The sequence below is a fragment of the Bradyrhizobium sp. USDA 4538 genome, assembly GCF_024171045.1.
GTDB classification, from domain to species: domain Bacteria; phylum Pseudomonadota; class Alphaproteobacteria; order Rhizobiales; family Xanthobacteraceae; genus Bradyrhizobium; species Bradyrhizobium australafricanum.
Genome location: NZ_JALJZE010000001.1, coordinates 5,186,265 through 5,206,212 on the forward strand (window position 1 = coordinate 5,186,265; position 19,948 = coordinate 5,206,212).

Below are 19,948 nucleotides of genomic sequence, written 5' to 3' on the forward strand. Positions count from 1 at the left end.
AGCCGAGGAGATCCGGATGATTACCGCAATCACGACGTTCAAGCTGCCGAAGCCGATCACGCGCGAGGAAGCCCGCAGCATCTTCCTGAGTACCGCGCCGATCTATCGCGGCATTCAGGGGCTGTTCCGAAAGACCTATTTGCTGTCCGAGGACGGGATGACGGCCGGCGGTATCTATTTCTGGAACTCGAGAGTGGAGGCGGAAGCGCTGTACACCGATGCGTGGCGCGCCCGCGCACGGGAGAAATATGGCGCCGATCCGATCGTCACCTATTTCGAGAGTCCTGTGGTGGTCGACAACCTTGCCCAGCAGATTGTTGCCGACGATTAGCAACGAAGCGGCGGTGGCGGATGCGCATCACAGCGCATTGAGCGCCTTGCGCGACGGAGCGAGCGGCAGCCATTCCGGAATCTGCCGCCTGGCGAGCCAGTACGGACGCCAGATCGCGCGCCAGGTCGGGCGGTCGAGAGGCGCGGTGCCCCATCTGCGTTGCTCGACCTCCATCCGCAACAGGCCGTGGCTATGCAGCCATTGGCGCGCTGCCCACCAGACCTCGCGCGGCATCTCGGCGTTCCGGATACCGGTGAGCTCGGCGATACCTGGCAACGGACCCTCAAAACGCGCCGCAACTCTCAGGGTGGCGACGCGTTGCCCGCTCCGCTTGACGCTCCACAGCCGCGAGCGATTGTGGGCGAGGTTGGGACCGTAGGTGCGCAGGCAATTCTGCATCGCTTCCGCCTCCTCCGAAATATCCGTGGTCGAGTTCAGCGGGATGAAGTCGTAACCGTCAACGCGGCCCGGCCGCAGCCACATATCCGCGATCTTCTCCGAGCCGAGGCTGACATGCAGCGCGATCATCGTGCGCCACGCATCGGCGGCCGCGAGCGCCGAGCCGATCTGCATGCTCGGCGTCCACCTCCGGTCGATCAGCGTATGTCCCAGCGTCGCCGGCTGCGTGGAGAACCACGCCCACAGGCCGACGAGCCGCAATCGCGCAGGATCGGTGCGCGGCGGCGCTGGGACCAGCTCGCGCGCGATCCAGACCGCCGCCGGCCCATGTGCGAGCTCGGCAACCGCCGCGACGGATTTCAGCCAGATCGGCGCGAGCTTAGGTGACGGCGGCAGGTGGTTCGCGATCTGCCGGCGAAACAGCTCGTCATCGGGCAGTCCCGTGATCGGAGCGGTGAATGCTTCCGGCGGCAATCTGCGCAGCCACAGCGGAATGCCCGCCGCGGCCGCGGCGTCCGCGAGCGAGCGGCCGTCGATGACGCATGCGCGTGCGCGCGCCGAAGCGATCCCGGCTCGCGGGACCGCCAGCGCGAACAACAGCGCAGGAAAGCTCGCGGCAAGGTCCGCAAGACGCGTGTGCCGCATGGCCAGCGCGCGGACCCTTCCCTGAACGTGTGGATGATACCTCCGCAGCTGATGTTCGAGCAGCACGGAGCGTGTGGCTCGCGACGAGAGGTCACCTGAAGCGTCGAGGTCATGACAAAAGTTCCGCAAGCGCGGAGCCCAAGGCCCGCGGCAGATTCGATTGCGGGTGGGTGTTGCGATTTTACCCGGGATCCGATCCCGGGACGCGCGTCAAATATCGCGCGGCGAACCCGGGAAGCGCACAGACCTGAACATCGTCGCCTCCTGCGTTGAAGTTGCGGAGCGCTCCCATAGCCTATTTCCCGCCGATAGGCAACGTGAAGCTGTGCATTGCATTTTAGCGATGTGGTGCGCGCGCGATGAGAGACCTCACCGCGGCGTCGGCCGCCAAGGTCTCTTCACGATCCTGGTCAACGACGCTAGTCTGATGAGGGGCTGACAAGAAACGCAGGCGGGAGGCCATAATGACCCAACAACAATCCTCCGATCCAGGCTCCCCGGCACTGCCACGTCGCAGGCTCGGCCGCACCGGGCTCGATGTCTCCATTCTCGGCTTCGGCACAGCACCGCTCGGCGACCTGTTCGCGCGGCTCGACGACACTGCTGCGATCGCAGCAGCGGAGCGGGCGTTTGCGCTGGGCGTCAACCTACTGGATTCCTCGCCGCTCTACGGCCATGGCCTCGCCGAACACCGCAGCGGCACCGCGCTGCGCCGCGTGGCGCGCGACGACGTCGTCGTCTGCACCAAGGTCGGGCGCTGGATGGACCCGTTCCACGGCCGCGGCGACGGCTCCAATTTCGCCGGCGGCGCGCCGCATCGCGCGGTGTTCGACTATTCCTATGACGGCACCATGCGCTCGGTGGAGCAGTCGCTGCTGCGGCTCGGCACCGATCGCATCGACCTGCTGCTGATCCACGACGTCGACGTCTGGACCCACGGAGCTGACGCGATCGAGGCGCGGTTTCGCGAGGCGATGGAGGGCGCGTATGTCGCGCTCGACAAGTTGCGTTCCGAGCGCGTGGTCAAGGGCATCGGGATCGGCGTCAACGAGGCCGAGATGTGCGTGCGCTTCGCCAAGGCCGGAACGTTCGACACCATGCTGCTTGCCGGTCGCTACTCGCTGCTCGAGCAACCCGCACTCGCCGAATTCCTGCCGCTGGCGCAAGCAAAGGACATCGGCATGATGCTCGGTGGCGTCTTCAACTCCGGCATCCTGGCGACCGGCGCGGTTGCCGGTGCCAAGTACAATTACAAGGACGCGCCGCCGGACGTGATGCAGAAGGTGGCGGCGATCGATCGGGTCTGCCGCGCCCACAACGTGGCGCTGCCGACCGCGGCGCTGCATTTCGCGCTCGGCCATCCGGCGGTGGCAAGCCTCGTGCTCGGCGCGCAGACGCCGCAGGAGGTCGAGCGCAACGTCGCCGCGTTGTCGTCGCCCGCGCCTGCCGCGCTGTGGCGCGACCTGAAGAATGAGGGGCTGCTCGACCAGCATGCGCCGGTGCCGACATGATGCGGATCGACGCCCATCACCATGTCTGGACCTTGGCGCGCGCGGATTACGGCTGGCTGACGCCCGAGCGCGGGCCGATCTACCGCGACTTCGGCCTGGCCGATCTCGCGCCGCATCTCGCCGCGGCCGGGATCGAAGGCACCATCCTGGTGCAGGCCGCGCCGACTGAAGCGGAGACCGCATTTTTGCTTGATATCGCAAAAGGCGCCGAGCAGGTGCGCGGCGTGGTCGGCTGGATCGACTTCGACGCCGCCGACGCCGCGGCGCGGATCGACGCGTTTGCCGGGCGCGAGCTCCTGGTCGGTCTGCGACCGATGGCGCAGGACATCGCCGATGACGACTGGCTGCTGCGCCCCGAACTGGCGGCGCCGCTCGAGGCCATGGCGCGGCATGACCTCGTCTTCGACGCGCTGGTGCTGCCGCGCCATTTGCCGCGGCTCATTCAGGTGGTCGATCGCCATCCGGACCTGCAATTCGTGCTCGACCATTTCGGCAAGCCGCACCTTGCGACCGGCGACATCGCAGCCTGGAAGGACGACATCGCAAGCCTCGCCACACGATCCAACGTCGTCTGCAAACTCTCGGGCCTTGCGACCGAGGCGGCACCGAACTGGCAGGTTGCCGATCTCAGCGAGGCCGTGGATCATGCACTGGCATGTTTCGGGCAGCAGCGGATGCTGTGGGGCAGCGACTGGCCCGTCGTCAATCTCGCCGGCGGCTATGCGCACTGGTTCGCGGCGGCGGAGACCTTGCTGGCTGATTTGTCAAGTGACGCTAGGGTCGCGATTTTCGGCGGCAATGCGGCGCGCATCTATTTGTCAAGCCGCGGACGGCCAACATCCCGGAAATAGATTGCGGCCCGCGCCCAATTTGATCCACAGCGCGCCTTGATGAATCAATCCGGGATGGTTCATAAGCGGCCTCCGCGCCATCGGTGATCCGGCGGCGCAACGGAATTTCAGAGAGACGGGCGTGGCAAAGATTCATCATCAGATTGCGCAGGAGCTGGGGGTTCGCGACGAACAGGTCGAGGCGGCGGTGACGCTGCTCGACGGCGGCGCCACGGTGCCGTTCATCGCGCGATACCGCAAGGAGCTCACCGGCGCGCTTGATGACGCCCAGCTGCGCACGCTGGAAGAACGGCTGACGTATTTGCGCGAGCTCGAGGAGCGCCGCACCGCGGTGCTCAATTCGATCCGCGAGCAGGGCAAGCTCGACGCCGCGCTCGAGGCCCAGATCATGGCCGCCGACAGCAAGGGCCGGCTCGAGGACATCTATCTGCCGTACAAGCCGAAGCGTCGCACCAAGGCCGAGATCGCCAAGGAGGCCGGCCTCGAGCCACTCGCCGATCAGCTCCTGACGCAGCCCGAGAGCGATCCGAACGAGGCCGCGACGCCCTTCGTCAATGCCGAGAAGCAGGTCGCCGACGTCGCCGCGGCGCTCGACGGCGCGCGCGCGATCCTGGTCGAGCGCTTCGCCGAAGATGCCGACCTGATCGGCGCGCTGCGCGAGGAGATGTGGTCGAACGGCATCATGGCCTCAACCGTCCGCACCGGGAAGAAGACCGAAGGCGAGAAGTTCAAGGACTATTTCGATTTCTCCGAGCCGCTGCCGAAGTTGCCGTCGCATCGCATCCTGGCGCTGTTCCGCGGCGAGAAGGAAGAGATCCTCGACCTCGCCATCAAGCCGGAGGCGCAGGAGCCGGTCGTAGGCCAGCCCGGCCTCTACGAGCTCAAGATCATGAACCGCTTTGCGATCTCCAACCAGGGCCGCAAGGGCGACAAATGGCTGACCGAGACGGTGCGCTGGGCCTGGCGCACCAAAATCCAGATCCACCTCAACATCGATTTGCGGCTGCGGCTGTGGACGGCGGCCGAGACCGAGGCGGTGCGCGTGTTCGCCTCGAATCTGCGCGACCTCTTGCTCGCGGCGCCGGCCGGCGCGCGCGCCACCATGGGGCTCGATCCCGGGTATCGCACCGGCGTCAAGGTCGCGGTGATCGATGCGACCGGCAAGGTGGTGGCGCATACGGCGATTTTCCCGCACGAGCCGCAGCGGCGCTGGGATGAGGCGCTCGCCATCCTCGGCAAGCTCGCGATCGAGCATGGGGTCGAGCTGATTGCGATCGGCAACGGCACCGCCTCGCGCGAGACCGACAAGCTCGCCGCCGAGCTCGTGAAGCGGCTGCCCGAGCGCAAGATGACCAAGATCGTGGTCTCCGAAGCCGGCGCATCGGTCTACTCGGCCTCGGCCTTCGCCTCGAACGAATTGCCCGACCTCGACGTCACCATTCGCGGCGCGGTCTCGATCGCGCGGCGCCTGCAGGATCCCTTGGCCGAGCTGGTCAAGATCGATCCGAAGGCGATTGGCGTCGGCCAATACCAGCACGATCTCGGCGAGGCCAAGCTCGCCCGCTCGCTCGATGCCGTGGTGGAAGACTGCGTGAACGCGGTCGGCGTCGATGCCAATACCGCCTCGGTGCCGCTGCTCGCGCGGGTGTCGGGCATCGGCCAGGGACTGGCGCAAAGTATCGTGCAGCACCGCGATGCCAACGGCCCGTTCAAGTCGCGCAAGGCGCTGAAGGAGGTGCCGCGGCTCGGCCCGAAGGCGTTCGAGCAGTGCGCCGGCTTCCTGCGTATCAGCAATGGCGAGGATCCGCTCGATTCATCCGGCGTGCATCCGGAAGCCTATCCGGTAGTGCGCCGCATCCTCGAGGCGACCAAGAGCGACATCAAGGCGCTGATCGGCAATGCCGACGTGGTGCGGGGTCTCAAGCCGCAATCCTTCGTCGACGATACATTCGGATTGCCGACCGTCACCGACATTCTGCGCGAGCTGGAAAAGCCCGGCCGCGATCCGCGTCCGGCGTTCAAGGCGGCGGTGTTCAAGGAAGGCGTCGAGGAGGTCAAGGACCTAAAGAAGGGCATGATCCTCGAGGGCACCGTGACCAACGTCGCCGCGTTCGGCGCGTTCGTCGATATCGGCGTGCACCAGGATGGGCTGGTGCACATCTCGGCGATGTCACGGAATTTCATCAAGGACCCGCGCGAGGTCGTGAAGCCCGGCGACATCGTCAAGGTCAAGGTGCTGGACGTCGAGGTCGCGCGCAAGCGCATCGCGCTGACGCTGCGGCTTGACGACGAGATCGGGCCGAAGAAGGACAATGCGGCGCCGTCGCGCGATTTCTCCCGCGGCTCCGGCAAGATGACGTCGTCGGCTCCGCGCCGGCCGCAGGAGCAGTCCGGCGGCGGCGCGCTCGCCGACGCGCTGCGCCGCGCGGCCGAGAAGAACGGACGCGGCAAGCCGACCTAGTCCGCGCGGGCACAATTCCGTTCCCGTCATGCTGAGGAGGCCGCGGAGAGGCCGTCCCGAAGCACGACGGTCCGGCTGTGGCCGTTCATCCTTCGAGGCGCGCTACGCGCGCACCTCCAGCGACAATGGCTGCGCCATTGCGCGGGGATGACGGGACGCAGTGCTTCATTCGTTACGGCATTCGCTACAAATTGCCCGCCGCAAACCTCGCCAGCGCATCCGCGACGCCCTTGCCGTAGGCCGGGTCGGCCTTGCTGCAATTCGCGACGTGCCGTTCCTGGATGTGCTTCGATGCATTGCCGACCTGACGGGCGGTGTTGTCGAACAGGGCCTGCTTTTGCGCGGCATTCATCTTGCGGAACAGGTCGCCCGGCTGCTGCCAGTGGTCGTCATCCACGCGATGATCCCAATGCGCAGCCGCGCCTGACAATTCGAATGGCGGCTCGTTCAGCTGCGGCTGGTCGGTCCACTCACCATGGCTGTTCGGCCAGTAGGTCAGCGTGGCGCCCAGATTGCCGTCGGTGCGCATCGCGCCATCGCGATGATAGCTGTGGAACGGGCATTTCGGCGCGTTGACCGGGATCTGGTGGTGGTTGACGCCGAGCCGGTAGCGCTGCGCGTCGCCATAGGAGAACAGGCGGGCCTGCAGCATCTTGTCCGGCGAATAGCCGATGCCTGGCACCACATTCGCCGGCGTGAACGCCGCCTGCTCGACCTCGGCGAAGAAGTTCTCCGGATTGCGGTTGAGCTCGAAATGCCCGACCTCGATCAGCGGATAATCCGCCTTGGGCCACACCTTGGTCAGATCGAACGGATTGAACGGGAATGCCTTGGCCTGTGCATCCGTCATCACCTGGATGAACAGCGTCCAGCGCGGGAAGTCGCCGCGCTCGATGCTCTGGAACAGGTCGCGCTGGTGGCTCTCGCGGTCCTTGCCGACCAGCGCCTCGGCCTCGGCGTCGGTCAGGTTCTGGACGCCCTGCCGGGTGCGGAAATGGAATTTCACCCAGACGCGCTCATTGTCGGCATTGATCATGCTGTAGGTGTGGCTGCCGAAGCCGTGCTGGTGACGGAAGCTTTTCGGGATGCCGCGCTCGCTCATGACGATGGTGACCTGGTGCAGCGCTTCCGGCAGCAGCGTCCAGAAATCCCAGTTCATGTCGGGGTCGCGCACCCCCGTGCGCGGATGCCGCTTGATGGCGTGGTTGAGGTCGATGAAGCGCAAGGGGTCGCGGAAGAAGAACACCGGCGTGTTGTTGCCGACCACGTCCCAATTGCCTTCATCGGTGTAGAATTTCAGCGCGAAGCCGCGAATGTCGCGCTCGGCGTCCGCCGCGCCGCGCTCGCCGGCGACCGTCGAGAACCGCGCGAACATCGGCGTCTGCTTGCCGATCTCCGAGAAGATGCTGGCCTTGGTGTAGCGCGTGATGTCGTGGGTGACGGTGAAGGTGCCGCGCGCGCCGGCGCCCTTGGCATGCATCCGCCGCTCCGGGATCACCTCGCGGTGAAAATGCGCCAGCTTCTCGATCAGCCAGACATCCTGCAGCAATGCGGGTCCGCGCGGCCCCGCCGTCAGGATGTTCACATTATCGGCAACGGGGGCGCCGGAGGCGTGGGTCAGAAACGGTCTTTTGGTCTCGTCGCTCATCGAAAGCTCCTTGCTGAAGGTCAGCACTTCGCCGTCCCGGCGCCCGAGGGGAGCCAGGCGAAAGGCGAATTGCATCGCGGATGGATGACGGCCGGCGAGGAAGGGAGAGCCCGGTGATCGACAAATTGTGAAGCGGGTCTGCGATCCCTCGACGCCGTCGTTGTTCTCCGACAGCTGCAGGATTAAGAACCGCGGCCGATCGATTCAACGAGCGCTATCCGCCGATTCCAGCCAAATGTCCGTCGATCCCGGCCAACGCCATCGTGGCCGCCGGTCCGGGCAACTGCCGCTCGGCATGCCGGCACGCGAATTCTAAATCCGGTGTCAGAATCTGGCGCATTTGTCAGTTGAAGTCGGGCATCGGCTTGCGTCTTCTGATCATGCTCGCGTGCGGCGATACGAGTTCGCCGCGGTCCCAATCAGGGAGGGTTTCATGAAGAACAGGCTTCTCACGTGTCTCACGGCAGCGACGCTCGCTGTCAGCGTTGCGCTTGCACCCGCTGCCCTCGCCAGAGGCGGCGGTGGTGGTGGCGGACATGGCGGAGGTGGCTTCGGTGGCGGCCACGGTGGTGCCATGGGTGCCATGGGTGGTGGCATGCACGGTGGCGGCTTTGGCGGCGGCATGCATGGCGGTGGTTTCGGCGGCGGAATGCGTGGCGGTGGCGCGGCGTTCGCCGCCATGGGCGGCGGCGGGCATTTCGCGGGCGGGCACGTTGGTGGTCCCCGCTTCGTCGGTGCACCGGCAATCGGCCCGCGGTTTGCCGGCGCCGGATTCCGCGGTTCGCGCTTCTTCCATCATGGCGGCTTCTTCCGCAACCACCGCTTCCATCGCTTCGCATTCTTCGGCGCGCCCTATCTCTACGCCGGCTATGACTACGGCTGCTACCGCAGGGTATGGACGGCTTACGGTCTGCAATGGGTCAATGTGTGCGGGGACTATTGGTGATAGCCCAACCAACCGCACCGTTGTCGCGGTCGTCGCCAGACGTTCCATCCTGCCCCGGAATGGGATAGTCTGGCGGCGATCGTCGCGGGGCGGCCGCTCGGAGAGTTTGAGAACTCGGAGAGTTCGACACACCTCGGAGAGTTCAGGAATATGACCGGTGCTCACCGCCGCATTCTCGTCGTCGAGGACGATCCGGAAACCGCGGATCAGCTCGTCGAGGAGCTCACCACCAGCGGTTATGATGTGGATCTGGCGGCGAACGGCCGCGAGGCGCTGAGCCAGGGTGCGGCGCGCGACTATGCCGTGATCACTATCGATCGCATGCTGCCCGACATCGACGGCATCACGGTGATGCGTCAGATGCGCGACGGCGGCATCGCAGTGCCGTTCCTGATCATCAGCGCGCTCGGCGAAATCGACGACCGGGTGCGTGGCTTGCGCGCCGGCGGCGACGACTATCTTGTCAAGCCGTTCTCCTTTGTCGAACTGCTAGCGCGGCTGGAGGCGCTTGGCCGCCGCAGCGAGACCGTTGCAAAGGAGACCATCCTGCGGGTCGGCGATCTCGCGATCGATCTGATTTCGCGGACGGCGAGCCGCCGCGGCCGCAGGATTCCGCTGCTGCCGAAGGAATTCCAGCTGCTCGAATACCTGGCGCGCAACGAGGGCCGCGTGGTGTCGCGCGCCATGCTGCTGCGGCATGTGTGGGACCTGCACTTCGATCCCTCGACCAACATCATCGACGTCTATGTCGGACGTTTGCGCCGCAAGGTCGACGACCAGCAAGCCTATCCGCTGATCCACACGATCCGCGGCATCGGGTACTGCCTCCGTGCTCCTGGCTAAGACCCTCAAGTCGTCGACGTTCCGCCTGGCGTTGATCGCCATCGGTGTCTTCGGCCTGATCGTCTCCGCGATCTTCGCCTATGTCTACTGGTCGACGTTGTCCTATGTGCGCGACAGATCCGACCGCGCGATCATGACCGAGCAGGCGAGCCTCGATGATGCCTATGCGCGGTCCGGCCGCGATGGACTGACCGCGTTGATCGCGCAACGCGTCGCGGACAAGGGCTTTGCCGATCATGTGTATTTGTTGGTCGGTCCCGGATCGACCGTGCTGGCGGGAAATCTCAGACAGTGGCCGGCGGGCGCTGCCGAGAAGGGATGGGCTGAATTTCGTGCCTCCCTGCCACAGCTTTCCTCGGGCCCCTCCCTGCTGCGAGGCGTGACGGAAACCCTGTCAAACGGCGATCGGCTGCTGGTCGGCCATGACATCAGCGATCTCGACGGCTTCATGGCGCAGATCAGGGCCGCCGGCATTGCCGTCGTCGTGCTGATCATCGGGCTTGCGGCTGCTGCCAGCATCGGCGTCACGCGGCGAACCGTCGGCCGGATCGAGTCGATCAATGCGACCAGTCGCGCTATCATGCTCTCCGGCCTCGACCAGCGCATCCCGCTTCGCGGCAGCCATGACGAATGGGATCGCGTCGCCGAGAATCTCAATCTGATGCTGGACCGGATCCAGACCCTGATGGGAGACGTCAAGCAGGTCAGCGAAAATATCGCCCACGACCTGCGCACGCCGCTGACCCGGATGCGCGGCCGGCTCGAGAAGGCCTATCACGCCCCGCGGAGCGGCGAGGGGGATGCTGCGCTGATCGGCGACACTATCGCCGATCTCGACGCGGTGCTCGGGATGTTCGCGTCGATCACGCGGATTTCTGAGATCGAGACGCGAGCCCGCAAGGGTGCGTTTCGCACCGTCAATCTCGTCGAGATCGCCGCCGAGGTGGTCGAGCTCTACGATGCCGCGGCTGAGGAGGTTACCACCCGGCTCGACCTTGTCGGCGATCAGGCGGTGCTGGTTACCGGGGACCGTGACCTGCTGTTCGATGCGATTGCCAATCTCGTCGACAACGCCATCAAGCATGGCCGCCCGGGTGGGCGGGTGACGGTGATCTGCGACAACGATGAGCGAGGCGCGGTGATTTCGATCGCCGATGACGGCCCCGGCATACCCGCCGAGCAGCACGACCGCGTCTTCAAGCGGTTCTACCGGCTCGAGCAGAGCCGCTACACGCCGGGCAACGGCCTCGGCCTCAGCCTGGTCGCGGCGGTCGCGAGCTTGCACGGCGCACGGATCGAATTGCGCGACAATGCGCCGGGATTGTTGTGCAGGCTGGTCTTTCCCGCCGCGGAAACGTAGGGCTAGCGCGGAGTGACCCACAAAATCGTTTCGCGAGAATGAAAGCGTATGACCCGCCGGCCAAGCCATACATTCGATGTGGTCCCTGCTTTCGCACTAGCGTATATACATATCCTCCGCAGTCTTTCCGGAGTCTTCTCAAAGAGTTGGCCGAAAACCGCAGAGAACTTACTCATCTGCACTAGGGTTGCGCCCGCCGATTTCGGCTCTCGCCTAGTAGCTAACCCCTTGATGATGAGTCGGTTTTCTAGCCTCGAAGAGATGTGTAAATGCCCTAGTGCTTTCGCAGGGACCACGACGGAGTGGAGTCTCTTTCAAAACCTCCCTGCCATCTCCACCAGCCGCCGGTGCGCCGCCTCGCGGGCGGCGCGGATCGGCTCGGTGGGCCCGGTGGTAGGGCCGATCGGTACGAAGCGCACGTCGCTGATGCCGATGAAGCGCAGCGCCTCGCGCAGATAGGGCGTTGCCATGTCGATGCGGCCGCGGTTCATGCCGGTGACGAAGTCGCTGCCGCTTGCGAGGATCACGATCGTCGGGCGGTCCTTGAGCAGCGGCAGATAGCCCTGCGCCGGATCGAAGCGGAAGGCCAGCCCGGGCTGGATGATGACGTCGAGCCATTGCTTGAGCTTGTAGGGAATGCCGAAATTCCACATCGGCGTCGAGATCAGCACGCGATCGGCCAGCGATAGCCGCAGCGCGAGGCGCTCGGCGATTGCGAAGGCGTCGTGCTGCGAACTGGTGAAGCTCTTGCCGTCGATCCGGGCGTATTTGGCCTCGAGCAGATATCCCTCGAATTCCGGCAGCGGCTCGCGCCAGAGGTTCATCGCGTCGATCTCCCAGTCCGGCCGCGCCTGACGGAAGCGATCGAGAAAGGCACGCGCGCCGGCCGCCGATTCCGAATCGGGGCGCGGTGAGCAGTTAAGGTGCAGCAGCTTCGGCACCGCGCCTCCCTAGCCGAGTGCCTTGATCACGGTGTCGGCGTTGGTCACGACGGAGACGTTCTGGAGCGCGAAATTGATCGCGGCGTTGTGCCAGTCGGCATTCATGGTCGAGCAGCAATCCTCCGGCACGATCATGAAATAGCCTTTGTCGGCGCCGGTGCGCGCGGTGTGCTCGACCGACATGTTGGTCCAGGCTCCGGTATTGATGATCATGTCGCGGCCGGTTGCCTTCAGGATGGTCTCGAGCCGGGTGCCTTCCCAGGCGCTCATCCGCATCTTCTCGACCACGAAGTCGCCCGGGCGCGGCTCGAGTCCCGAGACTGGTGCCGCGCCCCAGCTGCCGCGCACCATCGCCTTGCTGTCGACCAACCCCTCGAACAGCGGCGCATTGAGCGTGACGCCGGGCGCGCCCGGCTCGACGACGAACCAGACATGGATGATGACGACGCCGCGCGCTCGCGCAGCCTCGGCCACGCGGCGCACATTCTCGACGACATGCTGCTGGCGGGCGTGTGCCGGCGCACCGGACTCGGCGAACGCGCCGCCATCCATGATGACGTCGTTCTGCATGTCCTGGATGATCATCGCGCAGCGTTGCGGATCGAGCTGCATCTCACCGGCGGCGAGATTCGGCGCAGGCGTGGACGAAGCGGCACCCGCGCCGCCGCGCTTGCCGCTCATATAGGGCTCGTGGCGCGGGCCGACCTTGGTCGGGATCGCATAGACCGAATGGGTCGCGGTCAGATAGAGCGTGCGGAAGTCGGCGCCGCCCCAGGCGAGGTTGGCGACGAGCTCGGGCAGGCGGACCTTGCCGAGCAGGTCGGCGGCGGGTGAATAGACCCAGACGCCGCCGGGCGCGGTGACCCAGACATTGCCGCGCTGGTCGCATTTCATGCCGTCGGGCAGGCCGGGCTCGAGCTCGGAGCGGATACCGGAGGCGAACACGCGCGGATTGGTAAGCGAGCCGTCGGCATTGACGTCGAAGGCGCGGATCAGCGCCTGCACGGTGTCGTTGACATAGAGGATGCGCTCGTCGGGCGAGAAGCACAGCCCGTTCGGCTGCTCGAACAGGTAGCGGTCGACCAGCAGTTTCGGCGCGCCGCCGCCGGGCGGCACGCGGTAGACGCCCTGGAAGCCGAGCTGGCGCGGCCGTTCGACGCCATAGACCGGCATGCGGCCGTACCAGGGATCGGAGAAATAGATCGCGCCGGAGGAATGCACACAGACATCGTTCGGACTGTTGAGCTCCTGGTTCTCGTAATGCGAAGCCAGCACCTCGCGCCGCCCGTCGGGCCGCTCGCGGATCAGCGAAGACGTCGCGTGCTCGCAGACGATCAGATTGAGGTCCGCGTCATAGGTCATGCCGTTGCATTTGTTCGATGGCCGCCTGACCTCGACGACGCCGCGCCGCGCATCCCAGCGCCGGCGCACATCGCCCGGCATGTCGGAGAACAGCAGGAAATGATCGGCCGGATGCCAGATCGGTCCCTCCGTGAAATCGAAGCCGGTCCCGACCTGGCCGACCGGCGCGTAGGGATCGATCAGGTCTTCGAACTCGCCGCGCAGCGTGACATGCGTCATCGCCTCGATCCTCTACGCCGGGAACCAGTTGCGCTGCGGCAGGCTCTGCACGACAGGCCCGGGTACCTGGTCATGCAGGCGGCCGACCACCATGCCGCCCTCGATCTTGGCCGGGCGATCGTGCACCGGCAGCAGATAGCGCGAGCTCGAGAGCAGCTTCTTGATCGCGGCCTTCTCGGCGCGCTTGCTGGTGCCGTGGTTGCCGGTGGTGCGCGGCTCGGCGTCGTGGATCTCGTTAAAGGGATTCACGATCTGGTCGTTGAAATCGTAGATCACATCGCCGCAGATCGTCGCGATGCCGTCGGCGGTGTGGACATGGATGTTCATCGAGCCTTCGGTGTGGGCGTTGGCGGCGTCGCAATAGACGCCCGGCATCAGCTCGACCGGGCCGGTGATTTCGAGGTCGAGAAAGCGCAGCGCGCTCTTGGTGTGCAGGCGGTCGATCAGGTGCTTGATGTCCGGCGCCGGATACTGAGGGTGCATCAGGCCGGAGACGGAGTATTCCAGCTCCTTGCGGTTCAGCACGACGGTCGTGTTCATCGGGAACAGATCGTCCTTGCCGGCATGGTCGATGTGCAGGTGGGTGTGACAGACGAAGCGGACGTCGCCCATCCGCACGCCGTGGCGGGCGAGCTGGTTCTCGATCATGTTCTCGTGGAACTGGAGCCCGCGCATGCCGAGCGTCTCCATGATCTGGTTGGAGCGATAGCCGGTGTCGACCAGCACGGGGTAGGGGCCGCCGAGGATCAGGAAGCCGAGCGTCAGCACGCGGCGAGTGCGGCCGCAATTGTGCCCGAGCACGAGGAAGCTCGATTCCAGCTCGATATCGCCATAGTCCAGAATCTTGATCTCTAGCGGCATCTGTCTCCCTCCCAATTCGTGTTCGTTGTTATGTTCGACCCCGCGGTGCGGCTATGGCTGTAGCCGATAGACCCGCGCCGCCGTCGTGCTGAAGATCGCATCGCGCTGTTCGGGGCTCAGCCGCCCGGCGGCCGCTTTGAAAGCGGCGATGAGTTCGCGGTAGCTGGTCCACAGCTTCTCGATCGGAAAGTTCGAGCCGAACAGGCAGCGGTCGGCGCCGAAGATCGCGACGGTATCGGTCACCACGCCGGCGATATGCGCGGCATCGTTGCGATGGATGAAGGTGCCGAGCCCGGACAATTTCGACACCACGTTCGGGCATCGCGCGAGCCGCGTCATCCCGGTGCGCCAGGCGGCGCGGCCCTGCGGCGACAGATCCTCCAGCATGCCGGCATGCTGCAGGATGAAGGTCACGTCAGGGCAGGCCTCCGCAAGGCCGGCCGCATCGGCCATCTGCGACGCGAACACCTGCAGGTCAAAACTCCAGCCATAGTCGGCGAGGTGGCCGACATTGTGCCGGATCACGGGGTCGGTGCAGAGATCGGCACGCGCGGCGAAGCGGTACAGCGGGTTCTCGTGCCAGTGCAGCTGCATGCGCACGCCGCGCACCAGCGGATAGCGCTTCAACCGATCGAGTTGCGGCCGGACGTCGGCGACGGAGAAATCGGCATAGGCGACGAGGGCGTGCGGCCAGCCGTGCTGGTCCGCGGTCTGCTGCACCCAGGCGGCCTCGTCCTCGAATTGGCCGTTCGGCCAGTTGGTCTGGACATAGACCGAGCGGGTGACGCCGGTGCCCTTGAGGTCGTCGAGATATTCCTCGATCGGATAGTCGCGGCGGATCGGCTCATAGGGGCCGAAGATACGCGGCTGCATCGGGCCGGACAGCCAGGCGAGATCGGCCTGCCGCCAGATGTGATGATGTCCGTCGACAACGCCAGTCACGCGGCTCTCCTTGTTCCAAGCGACAGCAGATGCGCGACGACAGCCGCGCTGGATCCGCCGTCCACGAGATCGTCGACAAAGCGCTGGATCGCGATCAGCGCCTCGGTTTGCGGCGTGAAGTCGGGCGAGGTTGCGAGCGGCGTCAGCCAGCTGAGGCGCCAGGCCCGCCGCGACAGTTTTGCCACGGCATCGCGCAGCGCAGCCGGATCGCCGCGTTCCAGGCCGTCGGAGACGATCACGACCGCGGCGCCGCGGGCATATCCGCCGAACCGGGGCACGGCGAGGAACGCCTGCAGCGCATCGCCGATCCTCGTGCCGCCGTCCCAGTCGCTGACCAGGAAGGACGCCGCGTTCAGCGCCTGCTCGCGCCGCTTCAACCGCAGCGCCGGCGTGACGCGGGTCAGTCTTGTGCCGAAGGTGAAGACCTCGACATTGCCCGCCGCCTGCACCAGCACATGCGCGAGCTTCATGTTCTCCTCGGTGCGCGCCTTCATCGAGCCGGAGACGTCGATCAGGAACAGGATCCTGCGCGGGCGCTGGCGGCGGCGCATCCGCCCGAGCCGCAGCACCTCGCCGTCATTGCGCACGCTGTCGCGCAGCGTGCGGCGCAGATCGGCGAACGGGCCAATGCGTGCACGGCGACGCCGGTGGCCGCGCCGTCGCGGCAGCCGCCGTGCCGCCTCGCGCGACAGTTTGCGCAGCGGATCGCTGGTTGTGGTCTGGGCAAAGCGGCGCTCGACCAATGCCTCGGCGCGCGCCGCGGCGAGGCCGGACTCATTGGCCTCGTCGGCGAGCGGTGGCTCGTCCTCGCCGCGGCCTTCCTCCTGCAGGCGAACGGTCTCCTCATCCTCGCCCTCGGCCTGCTCGATCGCCTCGGCGCCGCGAAAATGGATGTCGAACAGCCGATCATAGGTCGCGCGGCGCTCCGGCGGCGGCGCCAGCGTCGCGAGCCCGGCCTGGCGGATGTGCTCCAGGCTGCGCGGACCGAGCAGCTCGATTGCCGCGAGGAAGCTCGTCGTCTGCTCCGGCGCAACCGAAAAGCCGTTGGCGCGCAGCAGCGCGACGAACGAGACAAATATCCGCGCGGCGCGCGGCAGTTGCAGGTCGTCGTTCACGCGGCCGCCTCCGCGATGATCGCATCGAGCCGCGGTGAAATGAAATGCAGATCCTCCTCGTCCTTTAACGCGACGCCGATCGAGCGCTTGAACGCGTCCGGCCAGCGCGCGCCGCCCTTGTTGAGCAGGGTCGCGGCCTCCGCCCAGTCGACCGCCTCGGCGATCCCGGGCGCCTTGCTCAGCGGCTCGCGGCGCAGCCGGCCGACGGCGGCGACCACCGCGCGGGCGGTGGCCTCGGCGACGCTGGAGGCGCGCATCATCACGATGCGCGCCTCGCGCTCGGCATTCGGATAATCGATCCAGTGATAGACGCAGCGCCGCCGCAGTGCCTCGTGCAGATCGCGCGTCCGGTTCGAGGTCAGCACCACGACGGGATGCTCGGCAGCGCGCACCGTGCCGCGCTCGGGGATCGAGATCTGGAAGTCGGAGAGGAATTCGAGCAGGAAGGCCTCGAACTCCTGATCGGCGCGGTCGATTTCGTCGATCAGCAGCACCGTCGCATCGGGCGCGCGCAGCGCGGCCAGCATCGGACGCTCGATCAGGAAGGCGTCGCCATAGATGTCGATGCTCTCCTCGCCGGCCTGCCGGATCGCCAGCATCTGGCGCGGATAGTTCCACTCGTAGAGGGCAGCGGCGGCGTCGATGCCTTCGTAGCATTGCAGGCGGATCAGCCTGCGGCCGAGCACGGCGGCGATCGCTTTTGCAGCTTCGGTCTTGCCGACACCCGGCGCGCCCTCGAGTAACAGTGGCTTGCCCAGCGCAAGCGAGAGATAGGAGGCGGTCGCGATGCCGTCGTCGGCGAGGTAATAGGCCGCGCGTAGCGCCTTCTCCAGCGCCTCGGGGCTGTCGATGCCGACGATGTTGCTGCGGACCGGCATAGAGAAACCTCAGCGCCGCGGCTGCGGCCGCGCGCCGCCTTGCGCCTTGATCGCGCGGAGCACCTTCTCCGGCGTGATCGGCAGATCGTCGATCCGCACCCCAACCGCGTTGAAGATCGCATTCGCGACCGCAGGAAGCACCGGATTGGCGCACATCTCGCCCGGTCCCTTGGCGCCGAACGGGCCGTCGGGCGCCGGGCGCTCCAGCACTGCGATGTCGTGCGGGCAGATGTCGCCCGGACCCGGCATCAGATATTCGACGAAATCGCGCGGACCGTGCACCGGCTCCGGATAATAGGGCTCCGGCGTCTCGTAAAGCGCGTGGCTGACGCCCATCCAGGCGCCGCCGACCAGCTGCTGCTCGACCAGCCGTGGATTGAGCGCGCGGCCGAGTTCATAGGCGGAGTCCATCCGGACCATGTCGACCTCGCCGGTCTCGTCGTCGACCTCGACCTCGGCAACCAGGCAGGCATGCGCGTAGCATGTCGCAGGCGACATCTCGCCGGTCTCGGGGTCGACGTCGGACAGCGGCACCAGGAAGATGCCTCGGCCGGAGATCGTCTTGCCCTGCTTGAACTGCGCGGCGATCGCGACGTCCTTGGTGGAGATCGAGCGATGCGGCGCGCCCTTGACGTGGATGTTGCCGCGGCCGTCGGTCTCGAGATCGGCGGCATTCACTTCGAGCTCTTCGGCCGCCGCCTCCATCATCACACCGCGCGCCTCGCGCGCCGCCGCCATCACGGCGTTGCCGACGCGATGCGTGCCGCGCGAGGCGAACGAGCCCATGCAGTGCGGGCCGGTGTCGGAATCCGCGGTGTCGACATAGACGTCCTCGACCGGCACGCCGAGCGTCTCGGCGCAGATCTGCCGCGTCACCGACTTCATGCCCTGGCCGAGGTCGATCGAGGACAGCGCCACGGTGAACTTGCCGCTCGGGTTGGAATGCACCAGCGCCTGGCTGGGATCGCCGCCGAGGTTCATGCCGATGGGATAGTTGACCGACGCGATGCCGCGTCCGCGATGCCGGGTCATGGTCAGCGCCTCCTGGTACCGAAGACGGAAGAGAAGCGGGTGGCGCCGTGCGACGGCGCGCCCGGCCGCGGCGGCGGAGACGACGGTGGCGGCGAAGAGGGCGGCGGTGGCGGCGGCTCGCGGGTCGCGGCCGGCGCGCGGTCATACGTCGTGCGCTGCTGGGATGGTGAGGCCGGCGGTGCATGCGGCTCGCGCGGGGTCGGCGTCACGGCGGCTCGCGCGCCGCCACCATCCTTGCGCGACGACATCCGCTTGAAGTCTTCGCGGAGCGGCCACTTGGCCTTCTCCGCTGCGACCTGCACGCATTCGATCAGCGCGGTGTTCTTGGCCTCGCGGCGGTGCGCCTTCATGTCGCCGTCGCGATACGCATTGAGGATCCGGAACTCCATCGGGTCCATGCCGACGAGATGGGCGAGCTTGTCCATCTGGCATTCGATGGCGAAATCCATCGCGGTGACGCCAAAGCCGCGCATCGCGGTCGCGGGCGTCCGGTTGGTGAAGACGCAGTAGACGTCGCCATGAACGTTCGGGATCGTGTAGGGGCCGGGCAGATGGGCGGCGCATTTCACCGCCGCATAGCTCGACAGCCGCGTATAGGCGCCACTGTCGAAATAGGCGCGCACCTTGCGGGCGACAACGCGGCCGTCGCGCATCACGCCATCCTTGATGTAGATCCGCTCGGCGCCACGCGGCGGCCCGTATTGCATCTCCTCCTCGCGCCCGAACACGTAGCGCACCGGGCGACCGGTCAGCATCGCGCCGAGGATGCAGAGCGGTTCGGTCAGCGTATCGACCTTGCCGCCGAAGCCGCCGCCGACCGTGCCGCCGATGAAATGGAAGGTGTTGGACGGCACGTCGAGGATCTTCGCGCAGGTGTCGACCGAGAAGAACAGCGCCTGCGTCGAGGTGTAGACGATGTAGCGGCCGTTGGTGTCGGGAGCTGCGATCGAGCCGTTGGTTTCGGTCGGCGCGTGCTCGATCGGCGACATCTGGTAGCGCTGTTCCAGCACATGGTCGGCCGTCGCGAGCGCGCGGTCGGCGTCGCCGAAGCGCAGCTGCTGGTGATCATAGGTCTCGTGATAGGTGAAGGTGTTCTTGGGATAGACCTCGTTGACCACGGGCGCGCCCGCCTTCAGCGCGTCCTCGACATCGAACACCGCCGGCAGCGGCTCATAGTCGATCTTGACCTTTGCGATGGCCTCATAGGCCTCGCGCGGGCTGTCGGCGACGATCGCGACGATGGGTTCGCCCTTGTAGCGCACCTTGTCGACCGCGAGCGAGGGCTCGTCGTCCTTGCCGAAATTGATCAGGCTGAGCAGCGTGTTCAGGTTGCGCGGCACGTCGGAGGCGCGGATCACGCGCCGGACCCCCTGCGACCGCTCGGCCTCCGAGGTGTCGATGCGGCGGAGTCTTGCGTGGGGATGCGCGCTGCGCACCACCTTCAGATGCAGCATGCCCTGCAGCTTGTGGTCATCGAAATAGGGCGAGGTGCCGGTGACATGGCCGAGCATATCCTGGCGCTGCGTGCCTTTGCCGATCTCCTTCAGATTGTCGTCGCGCTCGTCGGCGAAGATGTCCTTGCGCAATTCCAGCATGGCACTAT

17 protein-coding genes are annotated in these 19,948 nt (G+C 66.3%); 7 read left to right on the top strand and 10 right to left on the bottom strand.

What is annotated here, in order from left to right; all coding sequences use genetic code 11:
* Positions 1-16: 16 nt before the first annotated feature.
* Positions 17-331, top strand: a complete 315-nt coding sequence (locus J2R78_RS23475; RefSeq protein WP_253607015.1) for a monooxygenase — start codon at positions 17-19, stop codon at positions 329-331.
* Between the two features lie 27 nt (positions 332-358).
* Here J2R78_RS23475 and J2R78_RS23480 read toward each other — a convergent pair whose 3' ends face one another.
* Positions 359-1,375, bottom strand: coding sequence for a hypothetical protein (locus tag J2R78_RS23480; protein ID WP_253607016.1), 1,017 nt, complete (start codon positions 1,373-1,375; stop codon positions 359-361).
* Positions 1,376-1,839: 464 nt separating this feature from the next.
* Between J2R78_RS23480 and J2R78_RS23485 the strand changes: the two genes are divergently transcribed.
* From J2R78_RS23485 to J2R78_RS23495, 3 genes are all read left to right on the top strand, one after another.
* On the top strand, positions 1,840-2,886 hold the full coding sequence (locus J2R78_RS23485) for an aldo/keto reductase (RefSeq protein WP_253607017.1): 1,047 nt from the start codon (positions 1,840-1,842) through the stop codon (positions 2,884-2,886).
* Positions 2,883-3,737 carry an amidohydrolase gene (locus tag J2R78_RS23490; protein ID WP_253607018.1) on the top strand — a complete coding sequence of 285 codons (855 nt, stop codon included), beginning with the start codon at positions 2,883-2,885 and terminating at the stop codon, positions 3,735-3,737. The genes J2R78_RS23485 and J2R78_RS23490 overlap by 4 nt, the downstream gene beginning before the upstream one ends.
* 121 nt (positions 3,738-3,858) lie before the next feature.
* The gene (locus J2R78_RS23495) at positions 3,859-6,198 is read left to right on the top strand and encodes a Tex family protein (protein ID WP_141340393.1); all 2,340 of its coding nucleotides are present in this window, start codon (positions 3,859-3,861) and stop codon (positions 6,196-6,198) included.
* A 184-nt stretch (positions 6,199-6,382) separates the two neighbouring features.
* On the opposite strand, the gene J2R78_RS23500 is transcribed toward J2R78_RS23495, so the two are convergent.
* Positions 6,383-7,846 carry a catalase gene (locus J2R78_RS23500; RefSeq protein WP_253607019.1) on the bottom strand — a complete coding sequence of 488 codons (1,464 nt, stop codon included), beginning with the start codon at positions 7,844-7,846 and terminating at the stop codon, positions 6,383-6,385.
* A 433-nt stretch (positions 7,847-8,279) separates the two neighbouring features.
* Here J2R78_RS23500 and J2R78_RS23505 point away from each other — a divergent pair, with 433 nt between their 5' ends.
* The 3 genes from J2R78_RS23505 to J2R78_RS23515 all read left to right on the top strand — a co-directional run bounded on the left by J2R78_RS23505 (position 8,280) and on the right by J2R78_RS23515 (position 10,995).
* Positions 8,280-8,792 carry a hypothetical protein gene (locus J2R78_RS23505; RefSeq protein WP_253607020.1) on the top strand — a complete coding sequence of 171 codons (513 nt, stop codon included), beginning with the start codon at positions 8,280-8,282 and terminating at the stop codon, positions 8,790-8,792.
* A gap of 150 nt (positions 8,793-8,942) precedes the next feature.
* Positions 8,943-9,635: a response regulator transcription factor gene (locus tag J2R78_RS23510; RefSeq protein ID WP_028333329.1), complete on the top strand. Its 693-nt coding sequence runs from the start codon at positions 8,943-8,945 to the stop codon at positions 9,633-9,635.
* Complete coding sequence (locus J2R78_RS23515; protein ID WP_253607021.1) at positions 9,622-10,995, top strand: HAMP domain-containing sensor histidine kinase; 1,374 nt, start codon at positions 9,622-9,624, stop codon at positions 10,993-10,995. Before J2R78_RS23510 ends, J2R78_RS23515 begins: the two co-directional genes overlap by 14 nt.
* A gap of 314 nt (positions 10,996-11,309) precedes the next feature.
* Here the strand turns inward: J2R78_RS23515 and J2R78_RS23520 are convergent, their stop codons facing one another.
* From J2R78_RS23520 to J2R78_RS23555, 8 genes are read right to left on the bottom strand one after another with little or no spacing between them, the layout of a single operon-like run.
* The gene (locus tag J2R78_RS23520) at positions 11,310-11,936 is read right to left on the bottom strand and encodes an FMN-dependent NADH-azoreductase (RefSeq protein ID WP_229192923.1); all 627 of its coding nucleotides are present in this window, start codon (positions 11,934-11,936) and stop codon (positions 11,310-11,312) included.
* A 9-nt stretch (positions 11,937-11,945) separates the two neighbouring features.
* On the bottom strand, positions 11,946-13,517 hold the full coding sequence (locus tag J2R78_RS23525; protein WP_253607022.1) for an isochorismatase family protein: 1,572 nt from the start codon (positions 13,515-13,517) through the stop codon (positions 11,946-11,948).
* A gap of 12 nt (positions 13,518-13,529) precedes the next feature.
* Entirely contained in the window at positions 13,530-14,378 is an 849-nt protein-coding gene (locus J2R78_RS23530; RefSeq protein ID WP_026193286.1) for an MBL fold metallo-hydrolase, read from the bottom strand.
* A gap of 51 nt (positions 14,379-14,429) precedes the next feature.
* Positions 14,430-15,320 (bottom strand): amidohydrolase, encoded by an 891-nt coding sequence (locus J2R78_RS23535; protein ID WP_253607023.1) that lies wholly within the window; start codon positions 15,318-15,320, stop codon positions 14,430-14,432.
* Positions 15,317-16,435, bottom strand: a complete 1,119-nt coding sequence (locus tag J2R78_RS23540) for a VWA domain-containing protein (protein WP_253607024.1) — start codon at positions 16,433-16,435, stop codon at positions 15,317-15,319. Before J2R78_RS23540 ends, J2R78_RS23535 begins: the two co-directional genes overlap by 4 nt.
* The gene (locus J2R78_RS23545; RefSeq protein ID WP_028338483.1) at positions 16,432-17,313 is read right to left on the bottom strand and encodes a MoxR family ATPase; all 882 of its coding nucleotides are present in this window, start codon (positions 17,311-17,313) and stop codon (positions 16,432-16,434) included. Before J2R78_RS23545 ends, J2R78_RS23540 begins: the two co-directional genes overlap by 4 nt.
* Positions 17,314-17,322: 9 nt before the next feature.
* On the bottom strand, positions 17,323-18,345 hold the full coding sequence (locus J2R78_RS23550) for a xanthine dehydrogenase family protein molybdopterin-binding subunit (RefSeq protein ID WP_028333322.1): 1,023 nt from the start codon (positions 18,343-18,345) through the stop codon (positions 17,323-17,325).
* Positions 18,346-18,347: 2 nt separating this feature from the next.
* Complete coding sequence (locus J2R78_RS23555) at positions 18,348-19,940, bottom strand: xanthine dehydrogenase family protein molybdopterin-binding subunit (protein ID WP_253607025.1); 1,593 nt, start codon at positions 19,938-19,940, stop codon at positions 18,348-18,350.
* Positions 19,941-19,948: the final 8 nt, after the last annotated feature.

Coding starts and splice junctions, on each gene's coding strand:
- J2R78_RS23475 (WP_253607015.1), top strand. CDS start 17: ATGATTACCGCAATCACGACGTTCAAGCTGCCGAAGCCGATCACGCGC.
- J2R78_RS23480 (WP_253607016.1), bottom strand. CDS start 1,375: ATGCGGCACACGCGTCTTGCGGACCTTGCCGCGAGCTTTCCTGCGCTG.
- J2R78_RS23485 (WP_253607017.1), top strand. CDS start 1,840: ATGACCCAACAACAATCCTCCGATCCAGGCTCCCCGGCACTGCCACGT.
- J2R78_RS23490 (WP_253607018.1), top strand. CDS start 2,883: ATGATGCGGATCGACGCCCATCACCATGTCTGGACCTTGGCGCGCGCG.
- J2R78_RS23500 (WP_253607019.1), bottom strand. CDS start 7,846: ATGAGCGACGAGACCAAAAGACCGTTTCTGACCCACGCCTCCGGCGCC.
- J2R78_RS23505 (WP_253607020.1), top strand. CDS start 8,280: ATGAAGAACAGGCTTCTCACGTGTCTCACGGCAGCGACGCTCGCTGTC.
- J2R78_RS23510 (WP_028333329.1), top strand. CDS start 8,943: ATGACCGGTGCTCACCGCCGCATTCTCGTCGTCGAGGACGATCCGGAA.
- J2R78_RS23525 (WP_253607022.1), bottom strand. CDS start 13,517: ATGACGCATGTCACGCTGCGCGGCGAGTTCGAAGACCTGATCGATCCC.
- J2R78_RS23530 (WP_026193286.1), bottom strand. CDS start 14,378: ATGCCGCTAGAGATCAAGATTCTGGACTATGGCGATATCGAGCTGGAA.
- J2R78_RS23545 (WP_028338483.1), bottom strand. CDS start 17,313: ATGCCGGTCCGCAGCAACATCGTCGGCATCGACAGCCCCGAGGCGCTG.
- J2R78_RS23550 (WP_028333322.1), bottom strand. CDS start 18,345: ATGACCCGGCATCGCGGACGCGGCATCGCGTCGGTCAACTATCCCATC.
- J2R78_RS23555 (WP_253607025.1), bottom strand. CDS start 19,940: ATGCTGGAATTGCGCAAGGACATCTTCGCCGACGAGCGCGACGACAAT.